The organism is Flavobacterium galactosidilyticum, assembly GCF_020911945.1.
GTDB classification, from domain to species: Bacteria; Bacteroidota; Bacteroidia; order Flavobacteriales; family Flavobacteriaceae; genus Flavobacterium; species Flavobacterium galactosidilyticum.
Genome location: NZ_CP087135.1, coordinates 2251233 through 2269796, shown reverse-complemented (window position 1 = coordinate 2269796; position 18564 = coordinate 2251233). Strand labels below are relative to the sequence as shown.

Below are 18564 nucleotides of genomic sequence, written 5' to 3'. Positions count from 1 at the left end.
ATAATGAAAAACAGATTTTTAAATTTATGGGCTTTTACGGCACTTATTGGAGTTTTCGCTCTAACAACAAGTTGCAGTGATGATGACAATACTAGCGGCGGAACTACAGAACCACCCATTACAGAAGGCAGGTATATTACTGTAGCTGGAGCCGTTATGGGAACTACAGATCCTACACCAGGTGATGGAAATGGCGGAACAATTGTTTATGCTATTAGCAAAGAAAATGCTAAAGATCCGTCTAAAACTTATGATGTTTTTGAAAACGGATTTGCAGTGCCTTCTAATAGAACAGCGCGTTTGCAATCTTCACAAGATGGTTCTACGCTTTTCAATATCGCTTATACAGGAACAAATGGTGGTGAATTTTCAAAATACAAAGTAAATGGGGGACAAAATTTCAGTCCCACAGGAGGTGTTGTAAATATTTCACAATATGCAGGAACAAGTCCAAGATGGGTAAAATTATATGATGGTGATAAAACTGGAGTTGCTGTAAATGTTACGACACCCACTGTTGTTACTAATACTGATGGAAGTTATAAACACACTAGAGGAACTGCTACGGTTTTAGCATTAAATTTAGTAAATTCATTAATTGCTCAAACCAAATCTTATGAAATCGCTTTGAGCGCAGCCGAAGAAGCGCAAGGACATCATATTTTTAGATTAGATGCTCCTGTGTTGAACAAAGCAGGAAATAAATTAATAATCGGAACTTGGATGCGTAAAACTAATCCAACAACGGGAACCAATGAAAGTACTTATACTCATTTAGGAGCTAAATCAGTGGTTGTTGATTATCCATCATTAGAAAATCCGGTAGTAATTACTTCTACTGTAGGATTTGGTGATACTAGTGGTTACCGTAGTTTTAATAGTTTTGTTGGTGATGATGGCAATATTTATCAAGCTACCCAAAGAGATGCTTCTGGTTCTCACATCTTAAGAATTAATTCAAGTAATCAATACGATAATTCTTATGTGTTCAATTTAGATACAGCATTAGGATTATCAGGTACTTATATAGAAAACTGGAAATATGCTGGAAATGGAAAAGCCGTGGTAGCTTATACCCATAGTGGCTCAGCAGTTTCTAATCTTTCTGGTCAATCTCAAAGTTTTTTAGCACTTGTAGATCTTACAGCAAAAACAGCAAAAACATTAGATTTACCTTACAGCGCAGATATGTATTTCTTCCAATATCAAGGTTATGTTGTTGATGGTTTTGATATTTATGTAACTGCCGCACCGGTTGGACAAGATGGTCGTATTTATATCATTAACAGTGCGACTGGAGTTGTAACTACTGGAGCTAAATTAACAAATAAACCTGGGAACCATTTTATTGGAGCCTTCTAAGTTAGAATATAAATTCCGTGTTGTATTTTTGCAGCACGGAATTTTTAAATTGTAATTAAAAGTTTCATTTATTTAAAAAACAAAAAAAGCAATGAAAAAAATATTGTTTAGTACACTACTGCTAATTGCAAGTGTTTCAAATGCACAGAATACATTTTTAAATGGAGATTTTTGGAAAAAAAATCCAGATTTAACTACTATTAAAGAAACGATAGCAAAAGGGAATAGTCCCTCTGAAGCAAATGGTGGTAATTTTGATGCCGTTACTATGGCCATCAATAACGATGCAACATTAGAAAGTATCCTATTTCTTATTCAACAAGATGGAAATAGTGTAAAAAAATTAACGCATGATGGTCGTACTTATTTGCATTGGGCGGCTAGTAAAGGAAATGTTGATTTAGTGAAATTTTTATTAGAAAAAGGAGCTGATATTAACCTTTCCGATGATAAAGGAGCTATTCCAATTGCTTTTGCTGCGGCTAACGGACAAGCTAATGCAAAAATATATGAATTGTTCTTTAAAGCTGGAAACAATCCAAAACAAAAATTTAAAAACGGAGCCAATATATTACTCTTATCTATTCCAAACGACAAAGAACTAAAATTAGCCGATTATCTTGCTACAAAAGGTTTGTCGTTAAAGGATACAGATGATTTAGGGAATACGGCATTTAATTATGCTGCCAGAAGTGGTGATGTAAAACTGCTACAAACTATCCTAGAAAAAGGAATTAAATTTGACGGACGAGCTTTAATTATTGCTTCTCAAGGAACCAGATCTTCATCTGTAACTTTAGAAGCTTATAAATATTTGGTTGAAGATTTAAAGATCAATCCAAATTCGTTAGGTGATGAAGGTGAAAATGTTTTACACAATTTAGTTAGAAAACAAAAACAAGAAGATATTATTGCTTATTTCTTAGCTAAAGGTGTTGATGTAAACCACCAAGATAAAGCTGGAAATTCTGTTTTAATGAACGCAACTCGTGGAAATCTTGAATTGGTAAAAACATTCATTTCGAAAGTAAAAGATGTGAATGCTATAAATTCAAAAGGTCTTTCAGCATTGAGCTTTGCAGTTGAAAATGGTTCTTCAGATATGGTGGGATTTCTACTAGCAAACGGAGCAAAAACTAACGTTATTGATGCAAAAGGAAATAATTTAGCTTATTATTTGATTCAATCGGTACGAAAAGACGGAAAAGATGGATTTGACGAAAAATTAAGTTTGTTGAAAAATTCTGGATTTGACATTACAATTCCACAAAAGGATGGCAACACATTATACCATTTGGCAGTTGCAAAAAATGAGTTAAATCTATTTAAAAAAATAAGTGCATTGGATATGGATATCAATGTTAAAAATCAGGAAGGAATGACAGCTTTACACAAAGCGGCATTAACAGCAAAAGATGACTCAATCTTAAAATATTTAGTTGCTTCAGGTGCTAAAAAAGACATCCTAACAGAATTTGACGAAACTGCTTATGATTTAGCAAAAGAAAATGAGTCATTAACAAAAGCTAATATATCAGTAGATTTTTTAAAATAATACACTATGAATAAAATAATAAAACTTGTATTGGTAGGCCTGTTTGGTCTAATATTTATGCCCCAAGCAAATGCCCAACAAGCCAAGTATAAATGCATGTTGCAGATGACAAATTATGAAGGTTTGGAAGCTTATGTTGTTGTTTCTTTAATTGATTCTAAAGGAAATTATGAAAAGACATTATACGTAATGGGACCAGATAAACAGTGGTATAATGGTTTCAAAGAATGGAACAAAACCTTCGCCAAGAAGAAAGAAAATCTGAATGGTATTACGGGTGCCTCTATAGCAGCGGGCGACAGAAGTATTACAACTTTTTCTATTGATGAATCTAAATTAAACAAAGGTTACAAACTTCGATTTGAATCGGCTGTGGAAGACAATAAATATCATGTTGGAGATGTAGAAATTGCATTAACAACAGTTGATATTACGAAGAAAAAAGAAGGAAAAGGGTTTATCCGTTATGTAAAGCTTAATAAACTTTAAAAATAATCTAATATGACATTGTCTATTTGGCGGTATGCCCATTTGGTTTTAGCTCTTTTGGCCTCATTTGTGCTTATTATTGCATCTTTAACAGGAATTGTTCTTGCTATTGATGTGGCAAATGAGAAAACAAATCCGTATCAAATAGACAATTTCAATGAACTGACACTTCTTCAAGTCTTACCAGAATTACGTAAAGTGTATCCTGAAATCTCGAATATTTCAGTAGATCACAACCAATTTGTAACTTTAGAAGGTTTTGATGAAGAAGGTAATGAGATTAAAGCTTATATAGATCCAACTACTGGAAAACAATTAGGCATTCCAAAGCAAAAAAATGAATTTATCCAATGGAATTTGGCTTTACATCGTTCACTATTTCTTCACGAAACTGGAAGATTTATTGTAGGATTGGCCTCGTTTTTATTTTTTTTAATCGCTATTTCGGGAACAATTCTTCTAATTAAAAGACAAAATGGTATTAAAAATTTCTTTTCAAAAGTAAATAATGATTCGCTTGCCCAATATTTTCATGTGGTAACTGGAAGAATCATGTTACTACCTGTTTTGATTATTGCTTTAACAGGAACATATTTATTTTTACTTCGTTTCGAAATTATTCCTATCCAAAAAGCAAATGCGATTAATTATACCGAAGATGCAAAACTGAAAGAAGTTCCATTGACTGATTTTTCTGTATTTAAACAAACGAAATTGTCTGATGTTATAAAGATTGAATTTCCGTTTATGGAAGATGAACCGGAAGAATTTTACATTTTGAAGTTAAAAGATAGTGAAATAACAGTAAATCAACTAACGGGTCAAATCGTAAAAGAAGTTAAATATCCTTTCACACAAGTATTAGAAAAGTTTAGCTTTGACTTGCATACCGGCCAAATAAATTGGGTTTGGGCTATAATTTTGGCTTTCGCTTCTATAAATATTTTACTTTTTATTTATTCTGGATTTGCAATTACTCTAAAACGAACTAAAACAAGAATTAAGAATAAATATAAGGCAAATGAGTGTGAATTTATACTTTTAGTAGGTTCAGAAAATGGTTCTACCTTAGGATTTGCAAATCAGATTCATAAGCAGTTGCAGGCAAATGGAAAGAAATCGTACCTAACGGATATGAATAATTATGTCAATTTTTCAAGTGCGAAGCAACTCCTTATTTTTACTTCTACTTATGGTTTAGGTGAAGCACCGATTAATGCCAAAAAGTTTAAAAAACTAGTTTGTGAATTTCCACAAAAACAAAATATTCAGTATTCGGTTGTAGGATTTGGATCTAAATCTTATCCCGATTTCTGTGCCTATGCCAAAGAAGTTGATGTGTTATTGTCCGAACAAAGTTGGGCAGAGAAATCAATAAAACTTCATACTGTAAACGACAAATCTGCAGAAGAATTTACACAATGGCTTTCGGTTTGGGCCAATTTGAATAGCTTAGCCATAGCAACAGCCCCTTCTTTATACAGTCAAAAAGCACCAAAATTAAAAGTTTTAAAAGTTGTCGATCGTGCAGAAATAAATTCGGAGGAGGTCATTACTTTCAAGCTAAATTTGAAACCTAATGCTTTGACAAAATTTAAATCAGGTGATTTATTAGCTATTTATCCAAATAATGATTCGGTCGAACGTTTTTACTCCATCGGTAAAGTTGATAATTCGGTACAATTAATTGTCCGATTGCACCCAAATGGATTAGGATCTGAATTTTTATATAACTTGCAAAAAGGCACTTCAATTAAAGCTCGAATTATTAATAATTCTCACTTTCATTTTCCGAAGAAAGCTTCTAAAGTGGCTTTGATTTCAAACGGAACAGGTATTGCACCATTTTTAGGCATGTTAGCCGAAAATAAAAGCAAGGTGGAAACGCATTTATATTGTGGCTTTCGAAATAATGATGAACTCACTAAAAAATATTCACAGATTGCACATAAGTATATTTCCAAGCAAAAACTTTCTACTTTTAATTTAGCTTTATCACGACAAGAAGCATCACAATATGTAGTGGATTTGATAAAAAAAGACCAAAACTTCTTCCTAGAATTATTAAGAAACAATGGTGTTATTATGATTTGCGGCGCTCTTAAAATGCAAAAAGATGTAGAAGCTGTTTTGGCTATAATCTGCAAAAACAATGGAGAAAACTTCGAGACGTACAAAGAAAACAATCAGATTTTAACCGATTGTTACTAATATTCAGTAAATGAAAATCATTCCTATTCTTTTAAAATCAACACTACTTTTAATTAGCACATTTTCATTCAGTCAAGTGGAACAAACTAAGACTTTAAATTTGATGGGAAGTGTTTTCCAAATCACTTTGGTTGATTCGGATAGTATTTCGGCACATCAAAACATCAATAAAGCTATCCTAGAAATTGAACGGATTGAAAATTCAATTTCTGAATGGCGACCACAAACTCAAATTTCACAAGTAAACCAAAATGCGGGCATAAAACCAGTTAAGGTGGACAAAGAAGTATTTGAACTTACAAAGAAGGCGATTTGGTTTTCTGAAATTTCAAATGGCGCTTTTGATATAAGCATAGTTGCGATGGATAAAATTTGGAAATTTGACGGAACTATGGAAAAGTTACCTTCAAAAAAAGCAATTAGGAACTCTATTGTAAATGTAAATTATAAAAATATAGTTTTAGACAGCATTAACTCAACAATTTTTCTTTCAAAAAAAGGAATGAAAATAGGTTTTGGTTCCATCGGGAAAGGCTATGCTGCAGATAAAGCACGTAAACTATTGCAAGAATCAGGTATCATAGCCGGTATTATAAATGCTGCCGGTGATATCGCTACTTGGGGAACACAGATTGGTGGCAATCCTTGGCGAATAGGTGTAAACAATCCTTTAGAAACGGGTGAAACTATTGAAATTTTAGAATTTTCAGGCAATAATGCGGTTACTACTTCGGGAAATTATGAAAAGTATGCCGAGATTAATGACAAAAGATACTCCCATATAATTAATCCAAAAACTGGCTATCCTTCAACAGAATTAATAAGTGTTACTATAATTGGACCAAATGCAGAAATGTGTAATGGTTTTAGTACCTCAATCATGGTTTTAGGTTTAGAAAAAGGAATAAAATTAATTAATAAATTCCCTGATTATCAATACATAATCATAACTAAAAAAGAGGACATTATTAAAAAATAGTCCATTAGTAGAGAATAAAAAAAAGTTTATTATTAAACAAATAGGCTTTAAATTAAAAGATTAAATCACATCATATTACGACATTAAATTATCTTAATTTGCGAGTTTTAAATAATAAACTTAATTTGCGAAAATGGATCGGCAATTAAAATAATAGGTTGTCAGAATTATTTATTTACTTATTGAAATTAAAAAATGAAATTATTACTTCAGTGGACTACTATTATCCCTTTACTTGCCTGGACTCTTTTATTTACTGGCCTTATTGCCGACAACAGTTTCTTCCAAATTATTGCTAGTATATTACTTATTCTTAGTGTGATGTCGGCGGTACATCATTCTGAAATCATTGCAGAGCGCGTTGGAGAGCCTTATGGAACCATTATTTTAGCTATATCAATAACTGTTATTGAAGTCTCTATAATCGTTTCGTTGATGATGACCGAAGGCACAGAAGCTGCATCGTTAGCCAGAGATACAGTCTATGCTGCGACTATGCTTATTTTGAACGGAATAATTGGTCTGTGTTTACTGATTGGTGGTTTGAAACATTACGAACAAAATTTTTCTGCCTCATCTGTAACTATTGCTTTAGTATCATTAGTATCCATTATTGTATTTACCTTGGTATTTCCTACTTTCACTAAAAGTGTGGAAGGTTCTTACTATTCAACACCTCAACTTGTTTTTGCTTCAATTGCCTGTGTCGTAATTTATGGATCGTTTTTATTTGCGCAAACTAGAAGATACCGACAATATTTCCTGACTGTTGACACTGACGAAAATGAAGAAGTAGCTGAACCGATTCACATAACAAACAGAGTTTTTTATACGAGTCTGATCTTCCTTATTCTAAGCTTAGGTATTGTAGTGCTATTAGCTAAAACGCTTTCACCTACAATCGAGAGTATCATAGTTGGTAACAATTTACCTAAATCGTTGGTAGGTGTTTTCATTGCTGTCATTATTTTATTACCCGAAGCTATTGCCGCCATAATAGCTGCCAGAAAAAACAGATTACAAACAAGTATCAATTTAGCCTTAGGTTCTGCTTTAGCAAGTATTGGACTAACGATTCCTGCTGTGGCAATCGTTTGTATTATGATGGAAATGCCTATTATACTCGGTCTTGATATTACATCTATAGTGCTTTTAGGATTATCAGTTTTTACCGTAATGTTGTCCTTAAGCAGTGGTAAATCGAATATTATTTATGGTGTGGTACTGCTAGTTAATCTATTTGCTTTTGTATTCCTTATGATTTACCCTTAAACTTGAACAATTAGAAAAAGTTTAACGTGGTAAGAAGTGTATTATAATCAGCTGATCATAAGCAATGATCTCTAAAAAAATTAAAAGTGTCTTATTAATGTCTTATTTAATATATTAGAAATTCATTAGTCACTTTAAATTGGAATTGGGTGGTCAATACCACTTAAATTTGCAATCGTATTACCAAATTACTTATTTTAGATACGAAGTTCAAGCCAATTACTGTGAATATTGAAGAGAGATACCAACATGCTTTTTGGTGTCGAAACCTATTCAGAACTATAAATAACAATCTTAGAATTTACTTGGCAACAAGGAAACTACATCAAATCATTCCCATTGCATACTTCGAAAAAAATAATAAGCGATGGTAGTGATAAATTATTGATTAAGCGGTTCCTGCATCCTACTAATGACATTACCATGGAATTATTGAAATATGGTTCCGAAATTAAAATTTCGGAACCAGAATCGTTGTGAAATGATACTAAAATTCGTGCGGTCGAAATGATGAAGATGTATCAATAAGTAATTACACTTTGAATAATTTTTCAATTTTTAATCTACACAAAATTGCATCATGTCCAACTTTATTTTTATGATTTCCAAGGTCAAAAAAGAGACTTTAATTGTATTCATGAGTACAAATTTCACTAAATAATAAATCACTAAAGTACAATCCAGCTTCCCAATACAATTGTAAAAACACCGTTCTACGGCAGAATATATTTGAATAATAGTACTGCTTAAAAAGCATCTAAACGTTAAATAAATGGTATCGAAAGCCCTGCAAGTGATTAATATTCATATCTTTATAAAACACATAATTTACATGAAAATGATTATTTTCAGTTGATTAAAAATTTATTTTAATAGTAAAATTAATCATTTTTTATGCAAGTTCATTACATAAAACAACGTTAAAACAGCTAAAATGGAGCATATAGTAAAAATTAAAGATTTGCAAAAGATAACTCATGATGTCATTAGAATTACTTTTGAAAAACCAGATGGATACACCTTTATACCTGGTCAGGCAGCAGATATTTCCGTTAATCAGCCGAACTGGGAAGAGAAAAAAAGCTGCTTCACATTCACTTCTTTACCAGAAGATGAAGATTTAGAATTCACTGTTAAAACCTATCCATCGCATCAACGAGTTACCAATAAGTTACTCGCTGCACAGGTGGGAGATGAAATCATACTTCAAGATCCTTTTGGAGACATCCGCAACCAAGGTGAAGGCATTTTTATTGCGGGTGGCGCTGGAATTACTCCTTTTATCGCCATATTAAAAATATTAGAACAAAAAGGAGAAATTGGAAATAGCAAATTAATTTTTGCTAATAAAAAAGCACAAGACATCATTGATGCAAAATACTTCACGAACCTTTTAGGTCAAAATTTCATTAACGTACTCTCCGATGAAAACATAAAAGGATATGAAAATGGTTATATAAATTCTGAAATAATAGAGAAATACGTTAGTGGAAATTCGGACACGTTTTACCTTTGTGGCCCACCTCCTATGATGAATGCAGTAAACGAGATTTTAATTGCACTAGGTGTAAATGAAAATAAAATCATCAAAGAATCCTATTAGAAAGTAGATAATTGAAAAATATTAGTATTCACCTAAGCCTATTTTTATTTTCATAGTAGCACTAATTTGTCTAATGAAATTTCCACAATTAGTTTATAAAAAGCAAAGTAACTCAAAACAGTAACTGAACTAAATGCTGTTAAAATTTTGTTGCTAAAACACTAAAATTACTTTAAACATCACTATTAAAACTACTCATTATCAACACATTAAAATATTTAAAAACAATCCTATTTAAGCAAGGTCCTTCGGTTGATAAAGTAATCCTATCTTTGCATTTATTAATAAAAATTAAAAAAGATTATGAAAATTAAAGCACTACTACTTGTACTATTAGCATTTATTGCACTAGGATGCAATTCAGCTAAGAAAACAATTTCGGAACCAAAAGAGGAGACGATAACAGAGAAATACTGGAAGCTGAAAACATTAGACGGCAAGGCAATTAGTATGAAAAAAAATCAGGAACGTGAAATCTTTTTTACTCTAAAAACACAACAGAATGGAGTTACGGGCTTTGCTGGTTGTAATGGTTTATCTGGCGAGTACACTCTTGAAAAAGGAAATAAAATCAGTTTTAAAAACATAGCTGTTACCATGAAAATATGTCCAGATGTAGATGTAAACGAAAGCGATTTCCTAAAAGTTTTTGAATTAGCTGATAATTATACCATTTCAGAAGATATTCTAACCTTAAATGTAGGACGAAGAGCGCCTTTAGCCGTTTTTGAAGCCGTTTATATGAAATAATTGACTGAATAAATGATCATCTGCGACTATTAGAGCTAATTGTTTAAAACAGTATTTTTGCAAAACTTTTATAAACACAAATTCGTTTTGGCTAATCATAAGAAACTTTTTAATTTTTAGTACTCATTAAATCAATTGTTTTTTATTTGATAATTTTTGAAAATTCATGACGTCTTGCTGTTAGTAATTAGAAATATTTTCAGAAATTATCAAGTATTCAAATATGGAAAAAATAAGGTTTATTAAATACTAAAGGCTAGATATTTCAAGTAAATTTATAGTGTTGTATGTGATAAATTGAAGTTAATTTTATAGATAAATTGATATTCGGCACTTCTTTTGAATATTTAAGCTCACAAAGAAAAATATATGATAAAGAAAAATATACTACTCACAGGAGCATCGGGAACCGTTGGTTTTGAAGCATTACTGCAACTTATTGATAACAAAACGTACAGCATAACTGTATTTGATAAGGAATCAAAGCAGTCGCGTGAAAAACTGCTTCCCTTTCAAGACCAAATAAATATAATTTTTGGTGATATTTCAATTTTAGAAGATTTATCTGCAATTAAGGATATAGATGCTGCTATTCACTTGGCAGCAGTTATTCCTCCTGTAGCTGATGATTATCCAGAATTAGCAAGAAAAGTAAATTTAATTGGCACCCAAAATCTAATTCAGCAATTAGAAAAACAGTCTCCTAATGCTTTTCTAATCTACAGCTCGAGTATTTCAGTTTATGGCGATCGCATTTTAAATCCCTTTATAAAAGTGGGTGATAAACTGCAAGGTAGTGAAGGTGATTATTACGCAACTACAAAGATTGCTGCTGAAGATTGTATTCAAAACAGTCAACTTGATTATACTATTTTTAGATTAGCAGCCATCATGGGTAATCACAAAATATCAAAGTTGATGTTTCATCAGCCGCTTGATACTGCATTAGAAATTGCAACACCAAGAGACACTGCAAGAGCATTCGTGAACGGAATTGAAAAACAACACTTACTTTCAAAACGAATTTTTAACCTAGGTGGTGGCGAAAGCTGTCGCACTAGTTATAAAGAATTTTTAGAGCGCTCTTTTACCATTTTTGGTTTAGGACAAGTAAATTTTCCAAAAAACTCATTTGCTCAAAAGAATTTTCATTGTGGTTATTATGCGGATGGAGATGAATTAGAACAAATTGTCAACTTCAGGCAAAATAACTTAGAAGATTATTTTAAAATGGAAGAAGCTAAAATAGCACGTAGTGGAAAAATAATTACTTCAATACTACGCGGCCCTATCAAATGGTTTCTACATAAAAAATCAGAACCCTATCAAGCATTTAAAGACCAGAATTTAGTACAAATGAAACATTATTTTAATTAAAAACACAACATTATGAACAGTTTATTTCTATTTATAAGTTTATTTACGAGTATATTCTCCGCAGAAAATCCAGCACTAACTATTAAAATTTCCAATATCGAAAAGATACGAGGCGAAATTAAAATTGGCGTTTTTAACAAGGATAAAGATTTCCTAAAAGAAAGTGGTTCTATTAAAAATTATTCTATTAAAGTCGATAAAAACATAGCCGTGATAACTATTACCGATTTACCAAAAGGCGAATACGCCATCACAATGTATCATGATGAAAACTCAGATAATGAATGTAATCGCAACTTTATGGGAATTCCTAAAGAAGCTTATGGATTTTCTAATAATTTTAAACCAAAATTTGGACCTCCAAAATATAATGATTGTAAATTCATTTTAGCTGATGACAAGACTTTAAATATCAAGATGATCAAGTAAACAATCTTTACTTCCACAGGGCAACAATATTAAAGACCAAAGCTTAAAAAAGATTTCTAATCTATTTTATTGTATTAAAAGCATTGCCTTTCTATTTCATCTTCTAAATTTATGATAAGAGACTGAAAGAAAATTCTAGTATAGAAAACAAAATTAACTTGCAATACACCTTAAGAAATTGACTTTAAATACATTAATTAGTTTCAGCAATTAGCTTTAAAATAAATTAGTGCCATTCACAAACGACCAGCTGACGGTGGTTCAGAGATTTTAGTTCTCAACGTAGTTTAAAAATATTAGAAATTCCATTTACTTATGGCAAATTATATAACATTTTTCGTAAGTAATCCTGTCCAGCAAATAATTTATTTGTTGCGACTGATGAAGTAAGTTATATTGCACCAACTCCCTTTTCTTTTGTTACGAATTCAAGTTATGATGGTGAAAATTTTGCTGCAGCGGTGGGAAATAAATTAGTCATTAACGATGTTGAATGATTTTACAAATAAAAATTATTAGTTAAAAATTAATTAGTATGAAACACATTTTATCCCTTATTCTTATTTTTTCTTTATTTAGTTGTAAAGAAAAAAAGGAAGCTTCGAGCGAAACTTCGAAGCTCTTCTACAATGGCGATATCCTTACCATGGAAGATGATTCTCCTAATTATGCAGAAGCAATTGTTGCACAAAACGGAAAAATTGTTTTTGTTGGTACTAAATCAGAAGCGGAATCAAAGTTTAAAGATTCTGAAAAAATTGATTTAAAAGGTAAAACACTTTTACCAGGATTTATAGATCCGCACAGTCATTTTGGGATGGTTTCTAATACAATGGGACAAGTAGATTTGAATCCAAAACCTGTGGGTAATGTTACTAATCTTAATGATATTTTAGAAAACCTTAAAAAATATAAAGAAGATAAAAAAATCCCAGATGGTGAATGGATCTTTGGTTGGGGTTATGACGATGGCGAATTAACAGAAAAGCGTCATCCTACCAAAAAAGATATTGATAAAGTGCTACCCAATAATCCGGTTTATCTTCAACATACCAGCGGACACATGGGAGTTGCTAATACGCTTGGACTTGAAGCACTAAAAGTTTCAATAGCAACAAATAATCCTGATGGTGGAACTATTGTTCGTTTTCCAAATTCAGCTGATCCAACTGGTTTAGTACAAGAAACGGCTATGTACCCATTTGTGCGTTTAATGATGGAAAAACTAAACTCAAAACAAGCTGAATTTTTCGATACAACCCAAGATTATTACGCTTCAAACGGAATAACCACTGCGCAAGACGGCATGACGAGTCGAGAATCTATTAAATTTTTTCAATCGCAAGCTGATGCTGTGAAATTTAAAATAGACTTGATTGCTTTAGCAGGTTCTTCTGAATTAGATAGCAATTTAGCAGATACCACCTTACACTTTAAAACCTACAAAAACGGATTTAAAACACAAGGAACCAAAATAGTTGCTGATGGTTCTCCGCAAGGGAAAACAGCTTTTTTTAGCAAACCTTTTTTAACTGAAGTTCCGGGTTGTCATCATGATTGTAGAGGTTTACCAAGCTTAACCCAAGAGGGTTTGAATAAATTATTTGAAACGGCTTACGCCAAAGACAATCAGTTGTTTATTCACTGTAATGGCGATGCAACTATTGACATGGTTATTTTAGCACACGAATTGGCTTGTAAAAAACTGAATCAGCCTTTTGATAAAGACCGAAGAACAATCGTTATTCATTCGCAATTTGTTCGTCCAGAACAATTAGATACGTTTGTAAAATACAATATGGAACCTTCCTTTTTTACCAATCACGCTTATTTTTGGGGTGATGTTCACGTGCAAAATTTAGGGAAAGAACGTGCTGATTTCTTAAGTCCAATGGTTTCAGCAAAAAAATCAGGCTTAAAACCAACGAATCACTCAGATGCTACGGTTACACCTATTGATCCAATTTTCACCATTTGGACAGCCGTTAATAGAGTTTCTCGTACAGGTGCAGTAATTGGCGCTGCAGAAAGAACAAATCCTTATACGGCCTTACAAGCCATTACTTCTTTCGCTGCCTACGAGTTATTTGATGAAAATATAAAAGGAACTCTGAGCAATGGAAAATTAGCTGATTTTGTAATTTTAGATAAAAATCCATTAAAAGTTAAACCAATGAAAATCAAAAATATACAAGTGATAGAAACTATTAAAGAAGGAAAAACAATTTATAAAAAATAAATCATTCGAATAAAAGACTAGAGTTGTCTAAATTAACATTTAAAATTAATACGATTATGGATATATCAAAACATTTTGATTTAAAAGGAAAAACTGCAATAGTAACAGGCGGCGCGGGCGGAATAGGAAAAGCGTGCTGCGAGATACTTGCTGCTTATGGCGCAAAAGTTGTGGTTTCAGATTATAATTTGGCGGCTGCTGAAGAAACATCAAAAGCAATAAACGATAACGGTGGAACATCAATAGCAATAGATTGTAACGTACTTGAAGATATGGCTTTAATTAATTTAGTAGATAAAACTATTGAAAAATTTGGTAGCATCGAAATATTAGTAAATAACGTTGGCGGCGGCGGCGCAGGAAAAGAAAGTCCATATGATATTGAAGTAGCACAATTTAAAAAAGTCTTCGATATGAACGTTTTTAGCATGTGGCGTCTGTGCCAACTAGTTGCACCGCATATGAAAAAAGCGGGTTACGGTAGTATTATCAATATGTCCTCCATGGCTTCTATTAACAAAAGTCCTGCAATAAGTGCGTACGCATCATCAAAAGCAGCAATAAACCATATGACGCGAAATCTAGCTTACGATTACGGGCCAGACAATATTCGAGTAAACGCAATTGGACCTGGAGCAACAAGAACCCACGCCTTAAGTACAGTATTAACACCAGAATTGGAAAAAGCTATGTTGAAACACACACCAATCCACAGACTAGGTGAATCTGAAGACATCGCAGGAGCCGTTCTTTATTTTGCCGCGCCAATTTCAAGCTGGACAAGTGGTCAAGTTATTTTCATCAATGGTGGTGGTGAGCAGACTTTGGATATGTAAATCGTAAAAGAAATTTTAAAATTCAGGACGTAATACAAATAAACTATTTTTTTAAAAAAAGTTAGATTTTGTATTACGTCTTTTCTTTTGCTGCGGTTAAAACTAATATAAATTGCGGTTGACAAAATGATGTTACAATATGCAACTATAAAATATTTGAGAAAGCCGAAGATATTGCCGGTGCAAGTTTGTATTTCGCAGTTATAATTTCCCAATTGATAAACGCACAAATTATTTTTTATGAGTGTTTTACTCAAAAGCTTCAATCGCGGGTATCAAAAATGAAAATCCAATTTAAAAAATAAAGAGAATAAAAACTGATTTTGTTATTTACTTTTTTTTTGTGGAGAATCGGTATTTACATTTTAATCTAATGAAGACTAAACTCTTAACTTTAGAAAATTTTTATTCAAAACTAATTCCAACTTTCGCTTACCACGCTCCCGTTTTCTTCGTCTTTAAATACATTTACAGAGCGAGGAATTCTTTCTTGTAGTTCTCCAACATGTGATATAATCCCCACAATGCGATTCTCTTTATAAAGTGATTGTAGCGTTTCAAAAACAACTGAAATACTTTCTGGATCTTGCGTACCAAAACCTTCATCAATAAAAAAGAAGTTCTTATAATTTTTATTTAAAGATTGAACGCTTTCCGCTAACGCTAATGCCAAGCATAAAGAAGCCTGAAAACCCTGACCTCCAGAAAGGGTTTTGACACTTCTCGAAAATCCATTATTTAGATAATCAATTACTTCAAATTCGTTTGAACTGTTAATCGTTAAGCTCAATTGATTTTTAGTCATTCGATGAAAGCGAACATTGGCTACATCTGCTAAATTTTGCAAATATATACTCGAAACATAATTTACAAAACCACTCGCATTAAACATATTTGCTAATGTTGCTAAGTTTATAGAACGCGTCTTCAGCACATCAAATTGAGATAATAAGTCTGCTTTTTTTATAAATTCCATTTTAACTCGCTCAATATTATCTTGCAAAGTGGACACTTTTCCTAATTGATTTTCATATTTTAATTTATGACTAGAAACAAGATTGCCTTTCTCTTCAAATATCTTAGCATCAAAGGTCTGATTCATCACTAATATTTCTGATTCAGCGACTGCCTTTTCTAGTACTTTCAAATCAACTGCAAATTGCTTTGTTTTATTTTTTTCGAAAGAAATATCCAAAGTCTTAGACAGAATAATCTGAACAGATTCAAGAGAATCAAAATGATGAATCTTAAGTAACTCAGCAATATTTTTTTGAATTTCTTGAAGCAATTGTTCAGATGAAACTGCTTGTTCATTTAGCAGTTTCAAATTTGCTTTAAGGCCTGACAATTCATTGTTTTGCAATTGAATGGCTTCCGTATTTAATTTATATTCAGATGCTACTCGGTTGTTTTCCTGATGTAATTTTGTTTTCTCCTCTCGAATTAGGTCAATTTTAGTTTCAGCATAATCTGCGAAAGCCAGTGCTTTTAACTGAGATAGTTCATTAATTATTGTTGCATCTTTTGCTGCTTTATCACTAGCAATAATAGTTTTATTAGCCGATTGTTGTTTTAACTCTTCCGCCAATTGTTGCTCACGCACACGAATTTCTTTTTCTTTTAGCTCTGTTGCGGCGATGGTTCTCTCAATGATTTCCTGCTCATTCCTTTTAGCTAAAAAAGCAGAATTGTCACTGGCAACAAAATCAGTCCACACAAATTTTGATAAGTGGATTTTAACTTCCGCTTCTAAAGTTGCCTTTTCACTCAAAGTCAGTTGCAATTGTTCCACAGCATGCCCAATCAAATGTTCGATTTTAGAGGCTTTGGTTTGGATTTCATCAATTTCTTTCGCCTGATTTTCTAATTGTGAAATCCTTGCTTCAATTACTCGTAATTGATCCGAAACATCTTCAGCTTGCATCACCTTAGGATGTTCCTGCGATCCACACAAAGGGCAGTCCGCTCCATCGTGTAAATTATCAGCATAGTGGGCTAATTCTTTAGAAACTAAAAGTTTTGTTTTCACTTCTAAAGTAGCTTTATTATCAACTAGAAGTACTTCTCGTTTCGCTTCTACTGCGGCTTTCCAGCTATCAAATGGCAATTCTAATTCTGAGAATAAAGTTTTCTGCTTTACTAAATAATCTTGAATAGTGTTTATTCTGGTCTTTTTTTCAGTTAATTGAAGCTGAAATAATTCCTCTTTAGCGTACCAATTTCCAACATCCAGTAATTTTGTCCCATCTACTTTTTTAGACTTTAAATCCGTCAACTCTACATAAAAGTTTTTTAACTCATTCTTCAGTTCGTTTTCTTTCTTTTCAGTTTCCAAAAATAAAAGCTCAGCATCTTTGTCCTTTTTCACAATTAAAGCAACTTCTTGCTCTAACACAAGAATTTTCTCAATTGATTCCAAGTCGGATACTTTATTTTTGGAAGATTCTAGTTGGTCAAATTGTGGCTGTAATGCATTAATTCTGCCTTGGTTACTTGCTTTATCAATTTCTACTTCCTTCTTTTTATTTTCAAGAAAAAGGTATTGTTCTTTTGTTTTTTCGAAAGCAACTATTGCCACTTCCTGCTCATTCAATATCGCTTTAAAAGCTTTCTCGGTGATTTCAAAAGCAACAATCTCCGCTTCTAAAGCATCCATTTTGGGCTTTTGTTCAAATAGTGTCAAAAGCTGGCTTTTCTTCTTTTCTAAAGCTTCAAAATTTGCTTTTAAAACAGTAAGCTTATTCAGTTCTATCTCAGCTAAACTCAACTCTATTTTATCCTTTTGCAATTCAGCAGCAGCAGTTACAACTTCATTTTCTAAAAGGGCAATCGCTTCAGCAGAAATAGCCTCAAAACCAGATAATTCTCCTTTGAGAAAATCCAGTTTACTAGTTGTATCTCTTTGTAAAGCGGAAACTTTGTAACTCAAATCAAAACGTTCCAGATGAAAAATTTCCTTCATCATATCCGAACGTTCTTTGCCTTTCAATCCTAAAAACTCGTTAAATTTTCCTTGCGGAATAATAATCGTACGTCTGAAATTTTCGTAGGTAAGTCCAATTATTTCAGTCGCATCAGCAGAAGTCATGGGAATCCATTGCTCCTCTTTCCATTCGTAGGCTAATCGCTCAATGGTAGTGGTTTCCTCAAAACGCTTTTTTCGTTTCCAGTCCGCAACAAATTTAAATTTTCGTTCCTCAAAATTTAAGAATTCAAATTCAATATTAGCACGATCCGATTTTAGGTTTAGCATATTATATGCACGCTTATCCGTTTTATTCAAACGATCCGTTTCACCGTACAACACAAAACCAATGGCTTCTAAAACTGAAGATTTTCCAGAACCTACGGCTCCAAAAATCCCGAATAAACCTGCATTAGTCAATTCTTCAAAATCAATGGTTTGTTTTTTTTGGTAGGAATACAAACCGGTAATACTTAATTTTAATGGTAGCATAAAGG

At 32.4% G+C, this 18564-nt stretch carries 13 protein-coding genes; 12 read left to right on the top strand and 1 reads right to left on the bottom strand.

Translation table 11 applies throughout. From position 1 onward, the window contains the following. Positions 1 to 3 precede the first annotated feature (3 nt). The 12 genes from LNP27_RS09825 (at position 4) to LNP27_RS09770 (ending at position 15102) form a co-directional block, all read left to right on the top strand. A complete protein-coding gene (locus LNP27_RS09825; protein WP_229941465.1) occupies positions 4 to 1362 on the top strand; it encodes a hypothetical protein in 1359 nt (452 codons plus the stop codon). Between the two features lie 91 nt (positions 1363 to 1453). After that, positions 1454 to 2917 (top strand): ankyrin repeat domain-containing protein, encoded by a 1464-nt coding sequence (locus LNP27_RS09820; protein WP_229941464.1) that lies wholly within the window; start codon positions 1454 to 1456, stop codon positions 2915 to 2917. 6 nt (positions 2918 to 2923) lie between these two features. Next, on the top strand, positions 2924 to 3406 hold the full coding sequence (locus LNP27_RS09815) for a DUF2271 domain-containing protein (RefSeq protein ID WP_229941463.1): 483 nt from the start codon (positions 2924 to 2926) through the stop codon (positions 3404 to 3406). A 12-nt stretch (positions 3407 to 3418) separates the two neighbouring features. After that, entirely contained in the window at positions 3419 to 5617 is a 2199-nt protein-coding gene (locus LNP27_RS09810) for a PepSY domain-containing protein (protein WP_229941462.1), read from the top strand. 10 nt (positions 5618 to 5627) lie between these two features. Beyond that, positions 5628 to 6596: an FAD:protein FMN transferase gene (locus tag LNP27_RS09805; RefSeq protein ID WP_229941461.1), complete on the top strand. Its 969-nt coding sequence runs from the start codon at positions 5628 to 5630 to the stop codon at positions 6594 to 6596. 321 nt (positions 6597 to 6917) lie between these two features. Beyond that, entirely contained in the window at positions 6918 to 7868 is a 951-nt protein-coding gene (locus LNP27_RS09800; protein ID WP_346432385.1) for a calcium:cation antiporter, read from the top strand. Between the two features lie 934 nt (positions 7869 to 8802). Beyond that, entirely contained in the window at positions 8803 to 9471 is a 669-nt protein-coding gene (locus LNP27_RS09795; protein WP_229941459.1) for a ferredoxin reductase domain-containing protein, read from the top strand. A gap of 303 nt (positions 9472 to 9774) precedes the next feature. After that, positions 9775 to 10221 carry an META domain-containing protein gene (locus tag LNP27_RS09790; protein ID WP_229941458.1) on the top strand — a complete coding sequence of 149 codons (447 nt, stop codon included), beginning with the start codon at positions 9775 to 9777 and terminating at the stop codon, positions 10219 to 10221. A 369-nt stretch (positions 10222 to 10590) separates the two neighbouring features. Then, positions 10591 to 11598, top strand: coding sequence for an NAD-dependent epimerase/dehydratase family protein (locus LNP27_RS09785; protein ID WP_229941457.1), 1008 nt, complete (start codon positions 10591 to 10593; stop codon positions 11596 to 11598). A gap of 12 nt (positions 11599 to 11610) precedes the next feature. Then, positions 11611 to 12027 (top strand): DUF2141 domain-containing protein, encoded by a 417-nt coding sequence (locus LNP27_RS09780; protein ID WP_229941456.1) that lies wholly within the window; start codon positions 11611 to 11613, stop codon positions 12025 to 12027. Positions 12028 to 12562: 535 nt separating this feature from the next. Then, positions 12563 to 14266, top strand: coding sequence for an amidohydrolase (locus tag LNP27_RS09775; RefSeq protein WP_229941455.1), 1704 nt, complete (start codon positions 12563 to 12565; stop codon positions 14264 to 14266). A gap of 56 nt (positions 14267 to 14322) precedes the next feature. Continuing rightward, positions 14323 to 15102 (top strand): glucose 1-dehydrogenase, encoded by a 780-nt coding sequence (locus LNP27_RS09770; protein ID WP_229941454.1) that lies wholly within the window; start codon positions 14323 to 14325, stop codon positions 15100 to 15102. Positions 15103 to 15517: 415 nt separating this feature from the next. Here the strand turns inward: LNP27_RS09770 and LNP27_RS09765 are convergent, their stop codons facing one another. Continuing rightward, complete coding sequence (locus tag LNP27_RS09765) at positions 15518 to 18559, bottom strand: SbcC/MukB-like Walker B domain-containing protein (RefSeq protein ID WP_229941453.1); 3042 nt, start codon at positions 18557 to 18559, stop codon at positions 15518 to 15520. Positions 18560 to 18564: the final 5 nt, after the last annotated feature.

Coding starts and splice junctions, on each gene's coding strand:
- LNP27_RS09825 (WP_229941465.1), top strand. CDS start 4: ATGAAAAACAGATTTTTAAATTTATGGGCTTTTACGGCACTTATTGGA.
- LNP27_RS09820 (WP_229941464.1), top strand. CDS start 1,454: ATGAAAAAAATATTGTTTAGTACACTACTGCTAATTGCAAGTGTTTCA.
- LNP27_RS09815 (WP_229941463.1), top strand. CDS start 2,924: ATGAATAAAATAATAAAACTTGTATTGGTAGGCCTGTTTGGTCTAATA.
- LNP27_RS09810 (WP_229941462.1), top strand. CDS start 3,419: ATGACATTGTCTATTTGGCGGTATGCCCATTTGGTTTTAGCTCTTTTG.
- LNP27_RS09805 (WP_229941461.1), top strand. CDS start 5,628: ATGAAAATCATTCCTATTCTTTTAAAATCAACACTACTTTTAATTAGC.
- LNP27_RS09800 (WP_346432385.1), top strand. CDS start 6,918: ATGTCGGCGGTACATCATTCTGAAATCATTGCAGAGCGCGTTGGAGAG.
- LNP27_RS09795 (WP_229941459.1), top strand. CDS start 8,803: ATGGAGCATATAGTAAAAATTAAAGATTTGCAAAAGATAACTCATGAT.
- LNP27_RS09790 (WP_229941458.1), top strand. CDS start 9,775: ATGAAAATTAAAGCACTACTACTTGTACTATTAGCATTTATTGCACTA.
- LNP27_RS09785 (WP_229941457.1), top strand. CDS start 10,591: ATGATAAAGAAAAATATACTACTCACAGGAGCATCGGGAACCGTTGGT.
- LNP27_RS09780 (WP_229941456.1), top strand. CDS start 11,611: ATGAACAGTTTATTTCTATTTATAAGTTTATTTACGAGTATATTCTCC.
- LNP27_RS09775 (WP_229941455.1), top strand. CDS start 12,563: ATGAAACACATTTTATCCCTTATTCTTATTTTTTCTTTATTTAGTTGT.
- LNP27_RS09770 (WP_229941454.1), top strand. CDS start 14,323: ATGGATATATCAAAACATTTTGATTTAAAAGGAAAAACTGCAATAGTA.
- LNP27_RS09765 (WP_229941453.1), bottom strand. CDS start 18,559: ATGCTACCATTAAAATTAAGTATTACCGGTTTGTATTCCTACCAAAAA.